This window comes from Azospirillum sp. TSH100 (assembly GCF_004923295.1).
Taxonomy (GTDB): Bacteria; Pseudomonadota; Alphaproteobacteria; order Azospirillales; family Azospirillaceae; genus Azospirillum.
In genome coordinates, this window is sequence record NZ_CP039635.1 from 900,906 (window position 1) to 920,763 (window position 19,858).

The window sequence follows — 19,858 nt, forward strand, 5'->3', positions numbered from 1 at the left end:
TTTTCGGAGCCTCGGGGAGGAGTCACCCATATGTCTACTGCGGCTGCAACGATCACTAAGAACCAGGCCACGGAAGCATCTGTTGTCGAAGACGCGCCGGCGCTGACCGACGGCTTCCAGCTCGTCATCGACGCGCTCAAGCTCAACGACATCAACAACCTGTATGTCGTCCCCGGTATTCCGATCTCCGACCTGCTGCGCATGGCGCAGGCCGAGGGCATGCGGGTCGTCTCGTTCCGCCACGAACAGAACGCCGGCAACGCCGCCGCCATCGCCGGCTTCATGACGAAGAAGCCGGGCGTGTGCATGACGGTGTCGGCGCCGGGCTTCCTGAACGGCCTGACCGCGCTGGCGAACGCCACCACCAACTGCTTCCCGATGATCCTCATCAGCGGTTCGTCGGAGCGTGAGATCGTCGATCTCCAGCAGGGCGACTACGAGGAGATGGACCAGCTGGCCATCGCCAAGCCGCTGTGCAAGGCCGCCTTCCGCATCCTGCACGCCCAGGACATCGGCATCGGCGTGGCGCGCGCCATCCGCGCCGCCGTGTCGGGCCGTCCGGGCGGCGTCTATCTCGACCTGCCGGCCAAGCTGTTCTCGCAGGTGATGGACGCCGCGGAAGGTGCGAAGTCGCTGGTCAAGGTGGTCGATCCGACCCCGGCGCAGTATCCGTCGGCCGAGGCGGTGAACCGCGCGCTCGACCTGCTGAAGGGCGCCAAGCGTCCGCTGGTGATCTTCGGCAAGGGCGCCGCCTACGCCCAGGCCGACGAGACGATCCGCTCCTTCGTCGAGAAGAGCGGCATCCCCTTCCTGCAGATGAGCATGGCCAAGGGCCTGCTGCCCGACACCCATCCGCAGTCGGCCGGCGCCGCCCGCTCGCTGGTGCTTCAGGAAGCCGACGTGGTCATGCTGGTCGGCGCCCGCCTGAACTGGCTGCTGTCGCACGGCAAGGGCAAGACCTGGGGCAAGCCCGGCTCCAAGAAGTTCATCCAGGTCGATATCGAGCCGCGGGAGATGGACAGCAACGTCGAAATCCATGCTCCGCTGGTCGGCGACATCGCGTCCGTCATGGAAGTGATGCTGAAGGGCATCGACGGCGGCCTGACCCCGCCGACCGACTGGATGGCCACCGTCGCGGCCAAGCGTGAGCAGAACGTCGCCAAGATGGCGCCGAAGCTGATGAGCAACGCCTCGCCGATGAACTTCCATGGTGCGCTTGGCGCCCTGCGCCGCGTCATCAAGGAGCGGCCGGACGCCCTGCTGGTCAATGAGGGCGCCAACACGCTCGACCTCGCCCGCGGCATCATCGACATGTACCAGCCGCGCAAGCGCCTGGACGTCGGCACCTGGGGCGTGATGGGCGTCGGCATGGGCTATGCGGTCGCCGCTGCGGTGGAGAGCGGCAAGCCGGTGCTGGCGGTCGAGGGTGACAGCGCCTTCGGCTTCTCCGGCATGGAGGTGGAGACGATCTGCCGCTACAACCTGCCGGTCTGCATCGTCATCTTCAACAACAACGGCATCTATCGCGGGACCGACGTCAACCCGACCGGCGGAAACGACCCGTCGCCGATGGTCTTCGTCCCCGGCTCGCGCTACGACAAGATGATGGAAGCCTTCGGCGGCGTCGGCGTCCATGTCACCAACCCGGACGAGCTGTACCGCGCGGTCAGCGAGGCGATGGACAGCGGCCGTCCGACCCTGATCAACGCCGTCATCGATCCGGCCGCCGGCACCGAAAGCGGCAACATCGGCAGCCTCAATCCGACCAGCTCGGTCCGCAAGATGCCGTCCTAAGGGACGGCATCGGGGAAGCGGCCGAGCCGACCAACACGACTTAAAGAGCAGGGGGAAAATACATGGGCAAGGCACTTCAGGGCGTGCGGATTCTCGACTTCACACATGTTCAGTCGGGACCGACCTGCACCCAGTTGCTCGCCTGGTTCGGCGCCGACGTCATCAAGGTCGAACGGCCGGGCGAGGGTGACATCACCCGCAGCCAGCTGCGCGACCTGCCGGACGCCGACAGCCTGTATTTCACCATGCTGAACCACAACAAGCGGTCCATCACCCTCGACACCAAGACGCCCAAGGGCAAGGAGGTGCTGGAGGCGCTGATCAAGACCTGCGACGTGATGGTCGAAAACTTCGCCCCCGGCGTGCTCGATCGCATGGGGTTCACCTGGGAGCGTATCCAGGAACTGAACCCCGCGATGATCGTCGCGTCGGTCAAGGGCTTCGGGCCCGGGCCGTTCGAGAACTGCAAGGTGTACGAGAACGTCGCCCAATGTGCGGGCGGTGCCGCCTCGACCACCGGCTTCGACGACGGCCCGCCCATGGTCACCGGCGCCCAGATCGGCGACAGCGGCACCGGCCTGCATCTGGCGCTCGGCATCGTCACCGCGCTTTACCAGCGCAAGGAGACCGGCCGTGGCCAGAAGGTGCTGGCCGCCATGCAGGACGCCGTGCTGAACCTGTGCCGCGTCAAGCTGCGCGACCAGCAGCGTCTGGCCCACGGGCCGATGAAGGAATACCCGCAATACCCGAACGGCGAGTTCGGCGACACGGTGCCGCGCGCCGGCAACGCGTCGGGCGGCGGCCAGCCGGGCTGGATCCTGAAGTGCAAGGGCTGGGAGACCGATCCCAACGCCTACATCTACTTCATCGCCCAGGCACCGGTGTGGAAGTCGATCTGCAAGGTCATCGGCAAGGAGGAGTGGATCACCGATCCCGACTACGCCACCCCGGTGGCCCGCCTGCCGCGCCTGATGAGCATTTTCGCCACTGTCGAGGAGTGGACCAAGACCCTGACCAAGTTCGAGGTCATGGACCTTCTCAACAAGTACGACATTCCCTGCGGCCCGATCCTGTCGATGAAGGAAATCGCCGAGGACAAGTCGCTCTACGAGACCGGCACGCTGGTCGAGGTGGAGCATCCGACCCGCGGCAGCTACCTGACGGTCGGCAATCCGATCAAGCTGTCCGACAGCCCGACGGAGGTCACCCGCTCTCCCCTGCTGGGCGAGCACACCGACGAGATCCTGCGCGACGTGCTGGGCTTCGGTGAGCGTGAAATCCTGGAAATCCGCGACAGCGGCGCCATCGGCGTCGTGGAGCGGCTGGCGGCGGAGTAACAGTTTCCGCTCTTCCCCGATCCTCTTCCCTTCGGTGGGAGAGGGTCGGAGAAGAGCTAGGCCCCAATATTTGAAACGCCTGCCACTTTTTTGAAAACCCCGCTTCCCCTCTCCCCGACCGTCCCCTTCCCGGTCGCCTGAGAGCCGAAGCCCGGATTTTTAAAAATCCGCCGCCCGTCAGCCGAAGAATTTCCGGCTCCCCGCGGCCTCCAAAAAACAATTCCCGACTGGGACAGAGACGAAAACCATGAACATTCACGAATATCAGGCCAAGGATCTGCTGCGGGGGTACGGCGTCGCCGTTCCGCGTGGCGGCGTGGCCTTCACCCCGGAAGAGGCTGCATCGGTCGCCCGTGAACTCGGCGGTCCGGTCTGGGTGGTGAAGTCGCAGATCCATGCCGGCGGCCGCGGCGCCGGCCGCTTCCAGGACAATCCGGGCGGCAAGGGCGGCGTCCGCGTCGTCAAGTCGGTCGAGGAGGTCGCCTCCAACGCCGCCGAGATGCTCAATCACGTCCTCGTGACCAAGCAGACCGGCCCGGCCGGCAAGGAGGTCAAGCGCCTCTATGTCGAGGAAGGTGCCGACATCAAGCGCGAGCTGTATCTCGGCCTGCTGACCGACCGCGCCACCGGCCGCGTCACCATCATCGCCTCGACCGAAGGCGGCATGGAGATCGAGGAGGTCGCCCACAACACGCCGGAGAAGATCGTCAAGGTCGCCGTCGATCCGGCCACCGGCATCCAGGGGCACCACACCCGCAAGGTCGCCTTCGCGCTGGGGCTGGAAGGCAAGCAGGTGGGATCCGCCGCCAAGTTCATCCAGGCCGCCTACAAGGCGTTCACCGAGCTGGACTGCGCCATCGTCGAGATCAACCCGCTGATCGTCACCGGGTCTGGCGACATCCTGGCGCTCGATGCCAAGATGAGCTTCGACGACAACGCGCTGTTCCGTCACAAGGACGTGGCCGCCCTGCGCGACGAGGCGGAAGAGGATCCGGCGGAGATCGAAGCCGCCAAGCATGAGCTGAACTACGTCAAGCTCGACGGCAACATCGGCTGCATGGTCAACGGCGCCGGCCTCGCCATGGCCACCATGGACATCATCAAGCTGTATGGGGCCGAGCCGGCCAACTTCCTCGACGTCGGCGGCGGCGCCACCAAGGAGCGCGTCACCGCGGCCTTCAAGCTGATCCTGTCCGACAGCGCGGTCGAAGGCATCCTGGTCAACATCTTCGGCGGCATCATGCGCTGCGACGTGATCGCTGAGGGCGTGGTCGCCGCGGCCCGCGACGTGAAGCTGCATGTGCCGCTGGTGGTCCGGCTGGAAGGCACCAACGTGGCGCTCGGCAAGCAGATCCTGGCCGACTCCGGCCTGCCGATCCTGTCCGCCGACAATCTGGACGACGCAGCCAAGAAGATCGTCGCCGCCGTGAAGAAGGAGGCCGCGTAACATGGCTGTTCTCGTCGACAAGAACACGAAGGTGATCTGCCAGGGCTTCACCGGAGCCCAGGGCACCTTCCACTCCGAGCAGGCGATCGCCTACGGCACCAAGATGGTCGGCGGCGTCACGCCGGGTAAGGGCGGCGCCAAGCACCTCGACCTGCCGATCTTCGACACCGTCGCCGAGGCGGTCGAGAAGACCGGCGCCAACGCCTCCGTGATCTACGTGCCGCCGCCGTTTGCGGCCGACGCGATCCTGGAAGCGATCGACGCCGGGATCCCGCTGGTGGTCTGCATCACCGAAGGCATCCCGGTGCTGGACATGGTCCGCGTCAAGCGCGCGCTCGACGGCTCCAAGACCCGCCTGATCGGCCCGAACTGCCCCGGCATCATCACGCCGGACGAGTGCAAGATCGGCATCATGCCGGGCCACATCCACAAGCGCGGCAAGATCGGCATCGTCTCGCGCTCCGGCACGCTGACCTATGAGGCGGTGGCGCAGACCACGGCGGCCGGTCTCGGCCAGACCACCTGCATCGGCATCGGCGGCGATCCGGTCAACGGCACCAACTTCGTCGACAGCCTGGAGCTGTTCGTGAAGGACCCGGAGACCGAGGGCATCATCATGATCGGCGAGATCGGCGGCGACGCCGAAGTCCGCGGCGCCGAGTTCATCAAGGCGTCGGGCACGAAGAAGCCGGTCGTCGGCTTCATCGCCGGCCGCACGGCGCCTCCGGGCCGCCGCATGGGCCATGCCGGTGCGGTGATCTCCGGCGGCAACGACACCGCCGACTTCAAGATCGACTTCATGAAGTCGGTCGGCATCGCCGTCGCCGACAGCCCCGCCAGCCTGGGCTCCACCATGCAGTCGATCTTCAAAGGTTGACCGGTACCCCGCGGGACCGCCGTCCGCGACGGTCCCGCGGCCTTAGCCAAGCCTTCTGTCACTCACGCCATCAGCCGCAACAGACAGGCGCAACCAACGCGCCGGACCCCGAGGGAGATGGGACATGAAAGCGCAAGCCCAAAACAGCATCCTGGCCCGCCGCGTCATCCATGACGACCCCAGCGAGGGCGCCGCGGCCATCATCAAGACCGCGATCATCGAGACGCCGCGGGTCAAGAACGACAATGGCAAGGACGCCAAGGCCGAGCGCGGCCAGGTGGTGCAGTCGCTGTGCCGCGCCCTGAATATCCTGACGATCCTCGGCTCCAACGACGGTCCGATGACGCTGACCGAGCTGTCGGAAGCCGCGAACCTGTCGCCCTCCACCACCCATCGCCTGCTGACGACCCTGCAGTACGAGCGCTATGTGCGCTTCGACCAGAGCGCGCGCGGCTGGGTGGTCGGCGTCCAGGCTTACATGACCGGCGCCAATTTCCTGAAGACCCGCAATCTGGTCGATGTCGCCCGTCCCCGCATGCGCCGCCTGATGGAGGAGAGCAGCGAGATCGTCAATCTGGCGGTCGAGGAGAATGGCGAGGCGCTCTATCTGGCCCGCGTCGGCGGTCCCCGCGCCGCCCAGGTGGCGGTTCCGCAGACCGACCGCACGCTGCTGCACTGCTCCGCCGTCGGCAAGGCGCTGCTGGCCGGCATGCCGGAGACCAAGGTGCAGACCATCGTGACCCAGCGCGGCATGCGCCAGTTCACCCGCAGCACCCTGTCGTCGCTGCCGGCGCTGTACCGCGATCTGACGCTGGTGCGCACCCGCGGCTATGCCCTGGACCAGGAGGAGCGGGTGTCCGGCCTGCGCTGTGTCGCCGCCCCGATCTTCGACGAGAATTCCCGTGTGATGGGCGCCCTGTCGCTGTCCGGCTCCAGCCGGCGCATCGAGGACGCGCGGCTGCGCGCCCTGGGCGAAATGGTCAAGCGTGCCGCCGCCGCGGTGACGCAGGAGCTGGGCGGCCGCGTGCCGGTTCACAACTGACCCGTTCTTTGCACGGACAAAAGAACGCCAAGAGCTGACGGCAGGTGGTGCACGTTGGCATTCCTCCCTGGCGCACTCAGGGCCGCATTCCTCACGGGATGCGGCCCTTTTTCTCGAGAAAAGAGCCGTTTCCACGGAATGGAAAAGCGTCTTTTTTCTCGGGAAAAACGGCGGAGCCCGTGCGATTGTCTGTTTCGGGAAAGGCGTTCCTTTCTCATCGGGCGGATGTGTTGTTTTGCATGTTCGCGCTTCTCTCGGAGACTGGCCGTGCTGTGTGCAGCACGGCCATTTTTTTTGACTTTTCCGCAGGACGAAATCGGATCCATCGCCGCGTGGACTGGCCGTCCGCCGCGACGACACAGTGCCCCCAGACCTTTCACCAGAACAGGGCAGGGGAGCGATCCGAATGGCAGACTCCAGACAGATGACGGCAATCGAGGTGAGCCAGCCCGGCAAGCCGGAGGTGCTGGTCCCGGCGAAGCGTCCGGTTCCCGATCCGGCGCCGGGGGAGATCCGCATCGCCGTCCAGGCCGCCGGCGTCAACCGGCCCGACGTGCTTCAGCGGCTTGGCAAGTACAACCCGCCGCCGGGCATCACCGACATCCCCGGCCTGGAGGTCGCCGGCACAATCGATGCGCTGGGCGAGGGGGTGGAGGGCTGGCGGGTCGGCGATCCGGTCTGCGCCCTGCTGGCCGGCGGCGGCTATGCCGAGTATTGCGTGGTGCCGGCGGCGCAGTGCCTGCCGATCCCCGCCGGCCTGTCGATGGCCGAGGCGGCGGCCCTGCCGGAGACCTTCTTCACCGTCTGGTCGAACGTGTTCGAGCGCGGCGCGCTCCAGCCCGGCGAGGCGCTGCTGGTCCATGGCGGCACGTCCGGCATCGGCACCACGGCGATCCAGTTGGGTGCCGCCTTCGGCGCGCGGGTCTTCGCCACCGCGCGAGGGGCGGAGAAATGCGCCGCCTGCGTCCGTCTGGGCGCCGAGCGCGCCATCGACTATGCCGAGGAGGATTTCGTCGCGGTGGTCAAGGAGGCGACCGGCGGGGCCGGCGTCAATGTGGTGCTGGACATCGTCGGCGGCGATTACGTCGCCCGCAGCATCGACGCGCTGGCGGTCGAGGGCCGCTATGTCTGCATCGGTTTCGTCCGGGGAGCGACGGCCAACGTGAATTTCTTCCCGGTGATGACCAAGCGGCTGGTGCTGACCGGCTCCACCCTGCGGGCGCGTCCGGTCGCCTACAAGCAGGCGGTGGCCGAGCAGCTGAAGGCCCGTGTCTGGCCGCTGGTGGCCACCGGCACGGTCAAGCCGGTCGTCCACGAGGTCTTCCCGCTCGCACAAGCCGCCGACGCCCACCGGCTGATGGAGAGCAACCAGCATGTCGGCAAGCTGGTGCTGGCGGTGGGGTGAGCGGAAGCTTTCTCAGATCCAGCAATCCCCTCTCCCCCCCGGGGAGAGGGTTAGGGTGAGGGGGGCGCGTGGCGAGGATTCTCAAGCATCGCGCTGTCCCCATTCCCCACCGAATTCACCCTGTGCATCCCCCTCACCCCGACCCTCTCCCCGGGGGGAGAGGGGGATTTCCCCCAAAGGTCGCCGCACACTCAATCCAGCATCGGCAGACCGGTCTCGATCCTCACCAGTGCTGCCAGCAACGGGGCGCCGATGTCGCGGCGGACGAAGTTGCTGGCCTTCTCCGCCGCGTTGATCGCCAGCTGGAAGGTCCGGCGCCAGCGGTCGTCGTTGTAGAAGGCCTTCTCCGCCTTGGCCCGCTGCGCCAGCAGGCCGGGGCGACGGCCGGCGGCATCGTCCGTCAGCTTGTTCAGTCGGTTCATCAGGTCGTTGGCGACAGCCGGTTCGCCGCGCTTCATCGCCGCCTCGATCACCTCGGCATAGGCTTCGCCGCGGGTGTCGATGTCGGTCACCTGATCGGCATAGGCGACCGCCATCCCCGCCTCGCCCCGCTTGGCCAGCCGCCCCAGCACCGCCGGGATCGTCCAGGGATTCTCGTCCTGCACCGTGCTGAGCAGGCCCAAAGCCAGTTTCGGCTCGCCGATGTCGGCCGCCGCCACCGCCAGTTCCGGCGGGCAGCAGTCGCCGCGGGTTTCCTTGAACTTGGAGAACTGCGTCTCCACGGTGTTCAGGAACAGCGTGCGGGCCTGCGCCTCCTTGCCGGCGCGCAGCAGGGTCTGGGCGACCAGCCCCAGCTCCCAGGCGCAATTGTGGCTGGAGGCGTAGCTCTTGGCCTCGTCGGCCAGCGCGTTGGTCAGGCCGGCGTCGCCGCGCCATGCCGCCGCCTTGGCGATGTCGGCGAGGTTGTAGATGCGGGTCGAGCAGTCGTTGATCTGCCGGGTGATGTCGAGCGCCAGCGGCGTCTGCCCCATCAGCGATAGGGCGCGGGCGACGAACAGGTCCTGGCCGGAGCTGTCGGCGACGCCGCCGCGGCGCACCGCGCTGACGAAGGGCGCCATGATCTCCTTGGCGCGGCCGGTATCGCCCAGTTGCTGGTAGGCGACGGCCAGTGACAGCCAATCCCAGCGCGCCGCATTGATCGGCGTTTCCACCGGTGGCAGCATCTCGCCGATGCGGTGGAGGAAGCACAGGCTGTTCAGCGCGTCGTTGCAGACCAGTGCCCGTATGCGCGAGCGGAATTCGTAGAAATCGAAATCGCCGACGAACTGGTTGGTGACGAGTTGCACCGCCAGCGGACTGTCGGGGTACTTCGTCACGATGTCGTTGAACAGCTTGTCCGCCTCCTTCAGAAGGCGGCCCTCCTCGGCGACGTCATAGGTGTTGTCGGCCTGCCGGATCAGCTGCAAGGCCTGCACGAACAGGCGGTTGGCCGGACCCGGCGTGCCGGCGGCCGGGTTGTCCGCCCCGCCGCCATCCTGATCCTGTGCCAGCACAGTCTGTTTGGCCCCATCCTGCGCCACGGCCTGCACGCCCGTTTCCGCCGTTGCGTCCTGCGCCAGAACGGGACCGGCCGCGAACGCCGCCGGCAGGCCCAATGCTGCGGTGACGGCGGCGGTGCGGAGAACGGCGAGGACGCGGGATAGGGCGGAGGCCATGGCGGTCGGGGTTCAACCCTGGAGGTTTGGGTTCGGAAGCAGACGGACGTAGCTGACGACGCGCTGGACGTTGGGCACCGAACGGGCGTGCTGGAGAGCACGGTCCAGCTCTTCCTGCGAACTGGCCACACCCATCAGATAGACAACACCGTCGACGGTATCGATGCTGTAGTTCTGGCTATGAATATCCGCGTCGAACGTGATCCGGCTGCGAATCTGGGTCGAGATCCAGGTGTCGCGCGCGGTGTCCATGATGCTGGACCCGTTGTCGATCTGGATTTCGTTGATGACTTCCTTGACGCCCTGTGCCTGCCAGACGAGGCGCACCGCGTCGAGCCGCATCTGCGCATCGGCGGCGCGGCCGGTCAGCAGCACGCGGCCCTGGTCCACGGTCAGCCCGATGCGGTTGGTCATGTCGACCGAATGCTGCAGCCACAGCGCGTTGATGCGGGCGCGGATTTCGGTGTCGCTGACGAAGCCGCCGAATCCACGCTCCTGCGTCGCCACGACGGCGGTGCCGCCCGCGGCGCCCAGCACCAGCGGCCCGCAGCCCGCCAGCGAAACACCGGCAGCGCAGGCGAGTGCGTACAATGTCCAAAGGCGGCTCAAACCCGTCACAGCGTGCCTCCCTTCGCCCGCGTGGCGCGCACCGGGCGGATGCGGCGCGCGGCCGGAAAAGGTCACGGCGGAACGGTCTTTGCAATGGGGAAATTCGAGGCTTTCACCAGTCATCGTCACTTTGTCCCGAGGTGATGCACGGATGTTGCAGTCGCTGCGACTGCGAAGGAAGCGTCGTCACGGCGCTTCCCACAGTCTCGGGGCGAAATCAGGCGAAAGCTGGGCTGGACAGCACGCCGGCGATTTCACGCGCCAGGACGCGGGAAACCACCCGCCGGGCGGTCGCGTCGCGGAGGATTTCCTCGTCCCTGGGGTTGGACAGGAAACCGGTCTCCACCAGCACCGACGGCACGTCCGGCGCCTTCAGCACGGCGAAATTGGCGGAGCGCATCGGGTTTTCCAGAAGGCGCAGCTCCTTCCCGGCTCCCTCCACCAGGATCTGGCGGGCCGCCAGCGAGGCATGGCGGGTGTGGCGCGCCGTCAGGTCCATCAGGATGTCCTTGACGATCCGGCCGCCGCCGACCGCCCCCGGCTTGCCGAAGCGGTCGGCCTGGTTTTCCTGCTGGGCAAGGCGCGAAGCGAAGGAGTCCGATGCCTTTTCCGACAGGATGTAGGCCGACAGGCCGCGGGCCTCGGCGTTGGGGGCGCTGTCGGCGTGGATCGACACGAACAGGTCGGCTCCGGCCTCGCGCGTCAGCGCCACCCGGTCGTCCAGCGCCAGGAACCGGTCGTCGCGGCGGGTCAGCTTCACGGCCAGACCATGCCGTTCCGCCAGGATGCGCGCCACGTCGCGGGCGATGTCGAGCGTCACCTCCTTCTCGAAGGTGCCGCGGGTGCCGATGGCGCCGGGATCGTTGCCGCCATGGCCGGGATCGAGCATCACCAGCCGCGGCCGCGACGAAGTGCCGCCGGCCGGCTTGCGGTCCGGCCGCCTGTCCGCCGCCAGGGCGCCGGCTGCCCCCAACGGTTGCGCCAGTGCGAGCCCCGCCGTGCCGAAGGCGGTTAACCAAAGCTTGCTAAGCCCGAGCCCAAGCAGCTGTCGTCGATCCATGGCCAAAAATACCGTGCTGCAAAGGAGGGAGGGCTGCGGCACCAAGCCGCGCACTCCGTTCATCTAGCCTGAATCATTAACCAATGCGGTGGCGCAAAAGTATTGTCAAGGCCGGGCAGATTACCGTTTCTGAATATTTGTGGGCGGTCGGTAACCGGGGCAGACTTGACCCGGCGAGGATTCGACAGACGTCATTGGTTGCTTGAAGGCAGAGTGGAAAAGCGCTAAAATTTTAGCGATCAGCTCGGGAGGTGTCGATGTTGAGGAAAGCCCTGTTCAACATCATCCGGCAAGAGCAGCGCGAGATCGAGGACAAGCTCGAACGCGAGGAACAGCAACCGAGTCCTGACGCCCGCCGGATCGTCGGACTGCGGCAGGAGGCCACCAGCCTGCGTCGTGAGCTGGAGCATTTCCAGGACGTTTGATCCCGGCTGCCGGCTGTGGCCGGCTGGTGTGCTCTGGGCCCGCGTCTTTTGCGCCGGTCGCCCCTGAATTTCTGTGACGGATCGGTCGCCCCCTTTTCCGCAGGATCGCGGGGAAGGGGGATTTTGTTTCCGGGTGGAGACGGAGCCCCCTCTGGTCTCACCCCAGCTTCGCGTATCCGCGCTCGATCACCCGTTCGGCCGCCTCATAGACCGCCAGCATCTCCTCGTACGCCGCGCGCAGGCGGGCAAGGTCGCTGACCGCGGCGGGGGTCGGGTGCCGGGATTCGGACATCTTCAGGCCGGCGCGGATGTAGTCGGCGCGCAGTTCGGCCACCCGCACCGCCATGCGCAGGAAGGTGTCGCGGTTCAGGTTGGGCAACTCGCGGCCGATGACTTCGCAGTTGGCCTCCAGGATCGCGGCATCCATGTTTTCCAGGAAATGACGGATGCGCTGGCTGCGGCTGCTGTCGGCGGCGTCGGCCGTCATCAGCTTGTCGACCTTGCCTTTGGCGTATTCGCCGATGATCTTGCCGCCGGATGCCATTGGTGATCCCGCCTCGCTTAGAGTGTGACCGGTTCAAGCACGACCGCTTGAAGCGTGAAGCCGGGCGCCAAACGTCAGCCGGCCGGTCCGGCCCTGCGCCATTTTCGCACCGCCTGCCCGCGGATGCCAGAGTGGTGTGAATCGTCCGCTGTCGGGGTCAATCCCGCTTGACGATACAGCCATGTGCCGATCCGCACATCAAGCGGGTGCAACATGACGGCGTTCGTGCTACGGAAGCCTCCCCCTTTTCTTGCTGTACGTCATGGTGGACGCGCGATGTCTGAGACCGGCTCCGACTATATCCTCACCGTTTCCTGCCCCGACACCGTCGGCATCGTCTTCGCGGTGTCCGGCTTCCTGGCGGAGCGGAGCTGCAACATCATCGACAGCGCCCAGTTCGGCGACCGCATCTCCGGGCTGTTCTTCATGCGCGTCAGCTTCAACGGCAATCCGGCCGGGCCGACGAAGCAGCAGCTGGAGGCCGATTTCGCCGCGCAGGTGGCGGAACGCTTCGGCATGACCTGGAAGATCCATGATTCCCGCCGCCGTCCCCGCGTGCTGATCATGGTATCGAAGTTCGGTCACTGCCTGAACGACCTGCTTTACCGCTACCGCACCGGCTACCTGCCGATCGAAATCCCGGCCATCGTCTCCAACCACCGCGACTTCTACCAGCTGGCGGCGTGGCACAACATCCCGTTTCACCATCTGCCGGTCGGCTCCGACAACAAGGCGCAGCAGGAAGCCCGCCTGCTGGAGATTGTGGATGAGGAGAAAGTCGACCTCGTCGTCCTCGCCCGTTACATGCAGGTGCTGTCGGGCGCGCTGTGCGAGCGGATGGCCGGCCGGGTCATCAACATCCACCACAGCTTCCTGCCCAGCTTCAAGGGCGCCAAGCCCTATCACCAGGCCCATGCCCGTGGCGTGAAACTGATCGGCGCCACCGCGCACTACGTCACCTCCAACCTCGACGAAGGCCCGATCATCGAGCAGGAGGCGGAGCGTGTCGACCATACGATGACGCCCGACGACCTGGTGGCCATCGGGCGTGACATCGAGAACATCGTTCTGGCCCGTGCCGTCCGCTACCACGTGGAGCATCGCGTGCTGCTGAACGGCAACAAGACGGTGGTCTTCCGCTGAACCCATCGGCCCGCGGCGCAGCCCCTCAGTGGGGCTGCGCCGTCTCGCGGGCGTCTTCCGGTTGCGGCATGAACACCGCGCGGGTGATCGCCTGTTCGATCTGGTCGCGGGTGAAGGGCTTCGGGATCACCGGGCCCAGATGCTCCAGCCCATGCTTGGCCAGATCGTCGGGGAAGGCGGTGACGAAGATCACCGGCAGGAACCGCCGGGCCCGCAGTTCGCGTGCCACCTCCAGTCCGTTGTCGCCGTCGGCCAGCCGGATGTCCATCAGGGCCAGCGTCGGCCGGTGTTCGGCGGCCAGCGACAGCGCCTCGTCCATCGTCGCCGCGTTGCCGCAGACGATGTGGCCCATGCCGCGCACCGTCTCCGCCAGATCATAGGCGATGATGGCGTCGTCCTCGACGATCAGGATGGTGGCGGTCAGCCGGGCGCGGACCCGCTCGCGGGCGTGGGTCAGCCGTTCCACCGCGTCCTCCGGAGCGAGGGCCAGCACGGCGGCGGCATCGCCGACCGGCAGATCCTCCAGATTGACCAGCAGGTAGAGCCGGCGATCGATCTCATCCAGCGTCATCAGCGCCGATTCGACCGGATGGTAGGGCGCCACCACGGGCGGCGAGCCCTCTTCGTCCTGCAGCTTGTTCAGATGGCGATAGAGCGTGCCGCGCGAGATGTCGCCGCCGCGGCCGGTCTCCGCCTCGTCCGCCTCCAGATACCATTCCAGGGTGCGGGTCACCAAACTGTCCCCCCGCCCGTTCGTCCCGGTCAGCGCGCGGGCATAGCGGCGCAGGTAGGGCAAATGCTGCATGAAGTGACCGGTGTACTGCTCCATCTCTCTCCCCGTGCCTTTCTGCGGCGCGTGTTCCTGGCATCCACCCGATGTGCCGTTCCGGAAGCCCGGAGACGGCCGGTGCAACTCGATCTCGTCCGGGCCGCCTCTTTCAGGGCTGCCTGTCCTGGCGAAGATGGCTGCGCCGTCGACGCTGCCTCGATCAGCAGACTGACGCATCCCGGGCTGCAACGGTCGAATTCATATGGCGCAGTCCACGGCCTAACGGGAGTGAACCCGAAAGATTTATTCGAGATACCTTCAAAGGATTACTCAGTATGCATAATATGAAACACGGCCTGACATGGCTTGGCGGACCTTGCGGCTTGCCTATGACCTGCAAGTCATAGGGGGTGGCGGAGGGGGAGGCTTAACTGTTCTGAAAGACTTACAAGCATACTCTGTCTTTGCCCTCCGGTATTTGCCACGCAACTGCCGTGTGAGGGCGAGGCGAGTGTTCCCGATCCTCGTGCGCGCCGGCCATCCCCCAGGCCGGCGCGTTTTTCTTTTCCGCCGGCCGGCTCTCCGATCGACTGGTGCCAAACCAAGGAAAAACCAAGCGCCAGGCATGGGAACCAACCCATGGGGACCGTGTTGAAGCGGGCATGGTGTGATTCCTCCCTGAACCGCCAATCCTGATCGCCGCCCAAGCGCCGCCGCGACATCACGCGGCCGGTGCGGGCGGCGATTTTTTCTCTGTCCAGATATCTGTCAAGATAATGAGCCTGTCGCCGTCTCCGTCCTGTCAATCGGGGACTTTCACAAGGCGGTGCTTGCAACGCGTTTAATCCAACGTTAAGGACATCGGCACACGGTTGGAGTCCGGCGTCTTCGGGCGCACCATCCGTTGTGAAGGCCGGCGGAACGGTGCCGGCCCGGGTTTCGCGTTGGCTGCCGCATCGGGTCCGGGTTTGTGCATGGAAGACCAAGAGTTGGATCGGTCCCTGATGGACGGCATTCCGCCGGATGAGCTGGCCGACTTCGCCCGGTGGCGGGAGCGCGTGCGCGGCACGAACATCTCCGAGAAGACGCTGCTGGCGACCGACTATCTCAATCACTTCAACGAAATCGTGATGCTGATCGAGATGATTCCGGACATGCCGGACATGCTCGAGGAATGCCGCATCTGGCAGCCCAAGAGCTATGCCGAGCATTTCCGCGACAGCGGTTTCTCCGACAAGGAACTGGCGATCGAGGCCTATGGCCATGTGCCGTCCAAGTTCCTCCGTCCCTTCGAGGACACCATCGCCCAGGCCCATCAGGTGATCGCCCACACGCTGGAGCGGATCGGCACCGACATCGACAGCGGCGATCCCGACAAGTTGCGGATGGACTGCCAGACTTCCGTCGCGATGATCCACCGCATCATCCAGGTCGCCAACGGGATCATCCACGGCACCGCCCATGTGATGGAGCAGGGCGAGATCGATCTTTATCTCCAGAACGGCTGACGATCGGTACGCCGACCCGTACTTTCGTTCCAAATCATGCGTCTTACCAACGAAAAACAGGTGTTTTCAGTCACTTGTCCCGGCACGAATGGCGATTGATGGTGCACCCACCATTCGTTCGTTGCATGGCTCACTTGCGCCCCCTGGCACTATAGTCGGAGCATAAAAGATAAGACGGAGGCGTGTTCATGCGTCCTCTGCGGGGGGAGATGGAGCATTGCCCATGAAGGGATGCGCATTCGCGCCGGCCGATGGCATGGCCGTGTCTGAACCGCGCGTGTGGCGGCCGGGTCCGCCCACCGATCACGCCGGCCCCGGTCTTCCCATCCTGCAACGGGGGGAGGCAGCAGCGCGCATGACGCCATCGGGACATCTGGACAGCTTCACCCGCGACCGGCTGCCGGCGCCGTCGCAGCGCCCCGACCTGATTCTCGAACGCCCCGAACTCCAATATCCGCAGCGGCTCAACGCCGTCTCCGTGCTGATCGACGGCTGGCGCGAGCGCGGCTGGGATGGGCGCCCCTGCCTGATCGGCGGCGACGGCGAGGTGTGGAGCTATGGCCGGATGCGCGACACCGTCGACCGCATCGCCCGCGTCCTGACCGAGGATTACGGGCTGGTCACCGGCAACCGCGTCCTGCTGCGCGGCCCCAACACGCCGATGCTGGCCGCCTGCTGGCTGGCGGTGATCAAGGCCGGCGGCGTGCTGGTGCCGACCATGCCGCTGCTGCGCGCCCCAGAACTGGCCGACGTGCTGAAGCGCGCCGCCATCGACATGGCGCTGTGCGACACCCATTTCCTAGACGATCTGGAAGAGGCGGCGCTGCCGTCGCTGCGCATCGTCGGTTTCCGCGACGGCGAACTCGAACACCGGATCGCCACCAAGCCGCCCGGCTTCCAGGCCGCCGACACGGCGCAGGACGATGTCGCGCTGATCGCCTTCACCTCCGGCACCACCGGCACGCCAAAGGCGGCGGCCCATCTGCACCGCCATCTGCTGGCGATTTCCGACCTGTCGCCGCGCTCCGTTCTGGGCACGACGGCCGACGACGTGTTCTGCGGCTCGCCGACGCTGGCCTTCGCCTACGGGTTGGGCGGGCTTCTGCTGTTCCCCTTGCGCATCGGCGCCTCGGTGATCCTGCTGGAACGTGGTACCGCCGACCGGTTGCTGGACGCGGTCACCCGCCACCGGGCGACGGTGATGTTCACCGTGCCCACCGTCTATCGCGGCATGATCGGCCGCATGGCCGCCGACCCGGCGCTGGCCAGGGGCGTGTCCTCGCTCCGGCTCTGCGTGTCCGCCGGCGAACCCTTGCCGCAGCAGACCTTCGAGGGCTGGCGCGACGCCACCGGGCTGGAGATCCTCGACAGCCTGGGCACCACCGAACTTCTGAACGCCGTGTTGCACGCCGTTCCGGGCGACGTCCGGCCGGGCTCCACCGGCAAGCCGGTGCCGGGCTACGAGGCGATGGTGGTCGACGACCAGTTCCGCCGGCTGCCGCCCGGTCAGGTCGGCCGGCTGGCGGTGCGCGGAGCGACCGGCTGTCTCTATCTCGACGACCCGCGCCAGGAAAGCTATGTCCAGCAGGGCTGGAACCTGACCGGCGACGCCTTCCATGTCGATGAGGACGGCTTCTTCTGGTACCACGCCCGCACCGACGACCTGATCGTCTCCGCCGGCTACAAGATCTCCGGCCTGGAGGTCGAGAATATCCTGCTGAGCCACGAGGCGGTGCAGGAATGCGCGGTGATCGCCGCCCCCGATCCCGTGCGCGGCACCATCCCCAAGGCCTTCGTCGTGCTGCGTGACGACGTCCGTCCCGACGAGCGTCTGGCGGAGGAACTGCAAGCCTTCGTCAAGGAGCACATCGCGCCCTACAAGTACCCCCGCGCGGTGGAGTTCCTCGATGCGCTGCCGCGGACGGAAACCGGCAAGGTCCAGCGCTTCAAACTGCGCCGCCGCGCATGGCAGCCGGACGACGCCGACTGACCGCCCCTACCGGGGAAAGCCGGCGAAGCGGGTCAGCCGGATGTTGCGCGCCTCCAGGAGCGCGGCGAACTCCGGCCCGCGCAGATAGTCGTATTCGGCGCGCCGCGGCTCGACCAGCGTGTCGACGCGGCGCAACGCCTCGTCGGGCAGGCCGGGGTGGACCATAACCAGGGTGCGGCCGCCGATCCCATCGAGGAAGCGGGGCATCAGGTCCGCGAAGGGCCGGCTGCCGGCGAAGTCGTAGACCCCGGCGAAACGGTCGTTGGCCGGGATGCCGTGCGCCCGCACCATGCGCCTCAGCCCGCCGCCCAGCCCGCCGATCAGCAGGGTCTTCGGCACAGCCACGCCGCGGCGCAGCACCGCCGTAATCGGCTCGCCGCACAGGCGGACATAGGGGCCAGAGGGGGATCCGGGCAAGGCGCCCAGCGCCTCCACCACCGCCTCGCGGACGCCGGGCAGCTGATGGATGTGCTGGTGGCCGTCGATATAGTCGGGCGGTCCGCCCCAGGCGTCGGTGAAGGCGTCGATCTGGCGCGACAGTTCGTCCCGGATCTCCACTCGAGCCGCCCCACCGTTCAGTTTTCCACGATAGGCCCAGCCCATCAGCCGCCCCAGCGGCGGCAGCCGCCCGCCCGGCGCCAGTGTCGGCATGGCGCCCAGCGGCGGCTGGTCGGTCAGGGTGAAGTGCAGCCCGACATCGGCCTTGTCCCTCAGTTCCCGCAACGAGTCGGCTCCGCCGCGCCAATGCGGGCAGAGGCTCATGACCGAGGTCGCGGTCAGCCGGCCCCCGGCGATCAGGTCGCGGATTGCGGCGTTGACGCCCGGCGCCAGTCCGTAATCGTCGGCACAGAGCAGCAGTGGGGTGGGGTCGGTATCGGGCATGACCGGACGGGTGCGGGTGGCGACTGTCCGGCCAAGATGGGAGGGCGGCCGGTGGCGATCAAGCGATACTGGCAAGCGATACCGGCAAGCGATACCGGTCAGGCCGCGTCGGCCGTCGGCTTCGCCACCGGCTTTCGGCTGTGCAGGGTCGCCAGCATCACCCCGGGCAGCACCAGCATCACTCCCATCAGATGGAAGCCCTGCAACGGCTCCGCCAGCAGCACCCAGGAGGCCAGCGCCGCCCACAGCGGCGACACGTAGAGCGCGGTGGAGGCGCGTGCCGCCCCCATCAACGCGATGGTCTTCTGGTAGGCAAGCAGTGCCAGGACGGAGGCGAACAGCGCCACCGCGGCGATCGACAGGATGGTGGAGGCCGAGAAGGGGACCGGCCGCACCGCCATGGTTTCCCACGCGTAGAAGGGCGCCAGCACCAGCACGCCGGACAACGCATTGGCGGCAAAGGCGGTAACCACCGGCAGGGGTGTGCCCGATTGCCGCAGCAGGATGGTGTAGACCGACCACGACACCGCCCCGGTCAGCACCAGCAAGTCGCCGGAATTGAAGGACAGGTGGCGCAAGGCGTCGAGATCGCCGCGGGTCAGGATCACCAGCACGCCGGCCATCGCCAGCAGGATTCCGAGAATCTGCCGCGGCCGGATGGCGTCGCCCAGCCAGACGGCGGCCAGCGCCAGGATCATCGCCGGACTGGTGGCATAGATCAGGCTGGCGTTGGTGGCACTGGTCCGCTCCAGCCCGTAATAGACAATGGCGCCCGAAATCCCCTGACCCAGCACGCCCAGCAACAGGTAACGCCGCCATTGCGCCTTCAACTGGCCGCGATGGGTCAAAAGGCCGGGCAGGGCGAAAGGCAGCACGATCAGAAAGGCGATCAGCCAGCGCCAGAAGGCCAGCCCGATCGGTGGCACCACATGCGCCACCGCCCGGCCGACCACCGGGTTTGAGGCCAGCAGCGCCGATCCGACGAGATAGAGGCCATAGGCGGCCAGCGGGCCGGTCCGCAGGAAGGACGGCAGGAGCGGAAAGGACATCGCCGGGCCGGGTTCCAAAAAAAGGGTTCCATCACAGGTGAAACCCAGCCTAGCATGGCTTGCCGAAGCCGCCTTCACGGTGGGTGTGCATGGCAGCAGTCCGCCGCCGGACGCATGCGCGCAAGCCGATAACCATCCGCCCGGACAACCTGATTCGCAGGGTTAGCGACCTGTCGATTCGGTCAACCGGATGGTTGGCTTTGCAACTGTTTCGTTTTTGGGGCCGAAAATGTATCCATACGGACGTATTGGCGCCACGAATTGTGCTCTGCGCCACGGTATAGCCACGTATGCATGTAGGCGTTGACAGGGGGCTTTGGCA

Annotated in this window: 17 protein-coding genes; 10 read left to right on the plus strand and 7 right to left on the minus strand. The window is 66.6% G+C overall.

Features of this window, described 5'->3' with window-relative positions; all coding sequences use genetic code 11:
- Positions 1 to 30 precede the first annotated feature (30 nt).
- From oxc to E6C72_RS16670, 6 genes are all read left to right on the plus strand, one after another.
- Complete coding sequence (oxc, locus tag E6C72_RS16645; RefSeq protein ID WP_199229009.1) at positions 31 to 1,794, plus strand: oxalyl-CoA decarboxylase; 1,764 nt, start codon at positions 31 to 33, stop codon at positions 1,792 to 1,794.
- Positions 1,795 to 1,856: 62 nt separating this feature from the next.
- Positions 1,857 to 3,131: a formyl-CoA transferase gene (gene frc, locus E6C72_RS16650; protein ID WP_109865355.1), complete on the plus strand. Its 1,275-nt coding sequence runs from the start codon at positions 1,857 to 1,859 to the stop codon at positions 3,129 to 3,131.
- 247 nt (positions 3,132 to 3,378) lie between these two features.
- Complete coding sequence (gene sucC, locus E6C72_RS16655) at positions 3,379 to 4,578, plus strand: ADP-forming succinate--CoA ligase subunit beta (RefSeq protein WP_109865356.1); 1,200 nt, start codon at positions 3,379 to 3,381, stop codon at positions 4,576 to 4,578.
- Between the two features lies 1 nt (position 4,579).
- Positions 4,580 to 5,455: a succinate--CoA ligase subunit alpha gene (gene sucD / locus E6C72_RS16660; protein ID WP_136700794.1), complete on the plus strand. Its 876-nt coding sequence runs from the start codon at positions 4,580 to 4,582 to the stop codon at positions 5,453 to 5,455.
- Positions 5,456 to 5,579: 124 nt separating this feature from the next.
- Positions 5,580 to 6,497: an IclR family transcriptional regulator gene (locus E6C72_RS16665; RefSeq protein WP_109865274.1), complete on the plus strand. Its 918-nt coding sequence runs from the start codon at positions 5,580 to 5,582 to the stop codon at positions 6,495 to 6,497.
- A 406-nt stretch (positions 6,498 to 6,903) separates the two neighbouring features.
- Complete coding sequence (locus E6C72_RS16670) at positions 6,904 to 7,902, plus strand: NAD(P)H-quinone oxidoreductase (RefSeq protein WP_109865275.1); 999 nt, start codon at positions 6,904 to 6,906, stop codon at positions 7,900 to 7,902.
- Between the two features lie 191 nt (positions 7,903 to 8,093).
- On the opposite strand, the gene E6C72_RS16675 is transcribed toward E6C72_RS16670, so the two are convergent.
- The 3 genes from E6C72_RS16675 to E6C72_RS16685 form a co-directional block, all read right to left on the minus strand.
- A complete protein-coding gene (locus E6C72_RS16675; protein ID WP_109865276.1) occupies positions 8,094 to 9,557 on the minus strand; it encodes a hypothetical protein in 1,464 nt (487 codons plus the stop codon).
- A gap of 12 nt (positions 9,558 to 9,569) precedes the next feature.
- Entirely contained in the window at positions 9,570 to 10,289 is a 720-nt protein-coding gene (locus E6C72_RS16680) for a BON domain-containing protein (protein WP_247876143.1), read from the minus strand.
- 94 nt (positions 10,290 to 10,383) lie between these two features.
- On the minus strand, positions 10,384 to 11,226 hold the full coding sequence (locus E6C72_RS16685; protein ID WP_109865278.1) for an N-acetylmuramoyl-L-alanine amidase: 843 nt from the start codon (positions 11,224 to 11,226) through the stop codon (positions 10,384 to 10,386).
- Positions 11,227 to 11,483: 257 nt separating this feature from the next.
- Here E6C72_RS16685 and E6C72_RS31800 point away from each other — a divergent pair, with 257 nt between their 5' ends.
- On the plus strand, positions 11,484 to 11,651 hold the full coding sequence (locus E6C72_RS31800) for a hypothetical protein (protein WP_169055213.1): 168 nt from the start codon (positions 11,484 to 11,486) through the stop codon (positions 11,649 to 11,651).
- A 157-nt stretch (positions 11,652 to 11,808) separates the two neighbouring features.
- Here the strand turns inward: E6C72_RS31800 and E6C72_RS16690 are convergent, their stop codons facing one another.
- Positions 11,809 to 12,195 (minus strand): hypothetical protein, encoded by a 387-nt coding sequence (locus tag E6C72_RS16690; RefSeq protein WP_109865279.1) that lies wholly within the window; start codon positions 12,193 to 12,195, stop codon positions 11,809 to 11,811.
- 276 nt (positions 12,196 to 12,471) lie between these two features.
- Here E6C72_RS16690 and purU point away from each other — a divergent pair, with 276 nt between their 5' ends.
- Positions 12,472 to 13,338, plus strand: coding sequence for a formyltetrahydrofolate deformylase (gene purU / locus E6C72_RS16695; RefSeq protein ID WP_109865280.1), 867 nt, complete (start codon positions 12,472 to 12,474; stop codon positions 13,336 to 13,338).
- A gap of 25 nt (positions 13,339 to 13,363) precedes the next feature.
- On the opposite strand, the gene E6C72_RS16700 is transcribed toward purU, so the two are convergent.
- Positions 13,364 to 14,167, minus strand: coding sequence for a response regulator (locus E6C72_RS16700; protein ID WP_109865281.1), 804 nt, complete (start codon positions 14,165 to 14,167; stop codon positions 13,364 to 13,366).
- Positions 14,168 to 15,111: 944 nt separating this feature from the next.
- On the opposite strand from E6C72_RS16700, the gene E6C72_RS16705 reads away from it, so the two are divergent.
- Both E6C72_RS16705 and E6C72_RS16710 read left to right on the plus strand, forming a co-directional pair.
- Positions 15,112 to 15,615, plus strand: coding sequence for a hypothetical protein (locus tag E6C72_RS16705; RefSeq protein ID WP_042704187.1), 504 nt, complete (start codon positions 15,112 to 15,114; stop codon positions 15,613 to 15,615).
- A gap of 355 nt (positions 15,616 to 15,970) precedes the next feature.
- Entirely contained in the window at positions 15,971 to 17,605 is a 1,635-nt protein-coding gene (locus E6C72_RS16710; RefSeq protein WP_109865297.1) for an AMP-binding protein, read from the plus strand.
- Between the two features lie 6 nt (positions 17,606 to 17,611).
- Here E6C72_RS16710 and E6C72_RS16715 read toward each other — a convergent pair whose 3' ends face one another.
- Both E6C72_RS16715 and E6C72_RS16720 read right to left on the minus strand, forming a co-directional pair.
- Positions 17,612 to 18,487 carry a ChbG/HpnK family deacetylase gene (locus E6C72_RS16715; protein WP_109865282.1) on the minus strand — a complete coding sequence of 292 codons (876 nt, stop codon included), beginning with the start codon at positions 18,485 to 18,487 and terminating at the stop codon, positions 17,612 to 17,614.
- 98 nt (positions 18,488 to 18,585) lie between these two features.
- Positions 18,586 to 19,536, minus strand: a complete 951-nt coding sequence (locus E6C72_RS16720; protein ID WP_109865298.1) for a DMT family transporter — start codon at positions 19,534 to 19,536, stop codon at positions 18,586 to 18,588.
- Between the last annotated feature and the right edge of the window lie 322 nt (positions 19,537 to 19,858).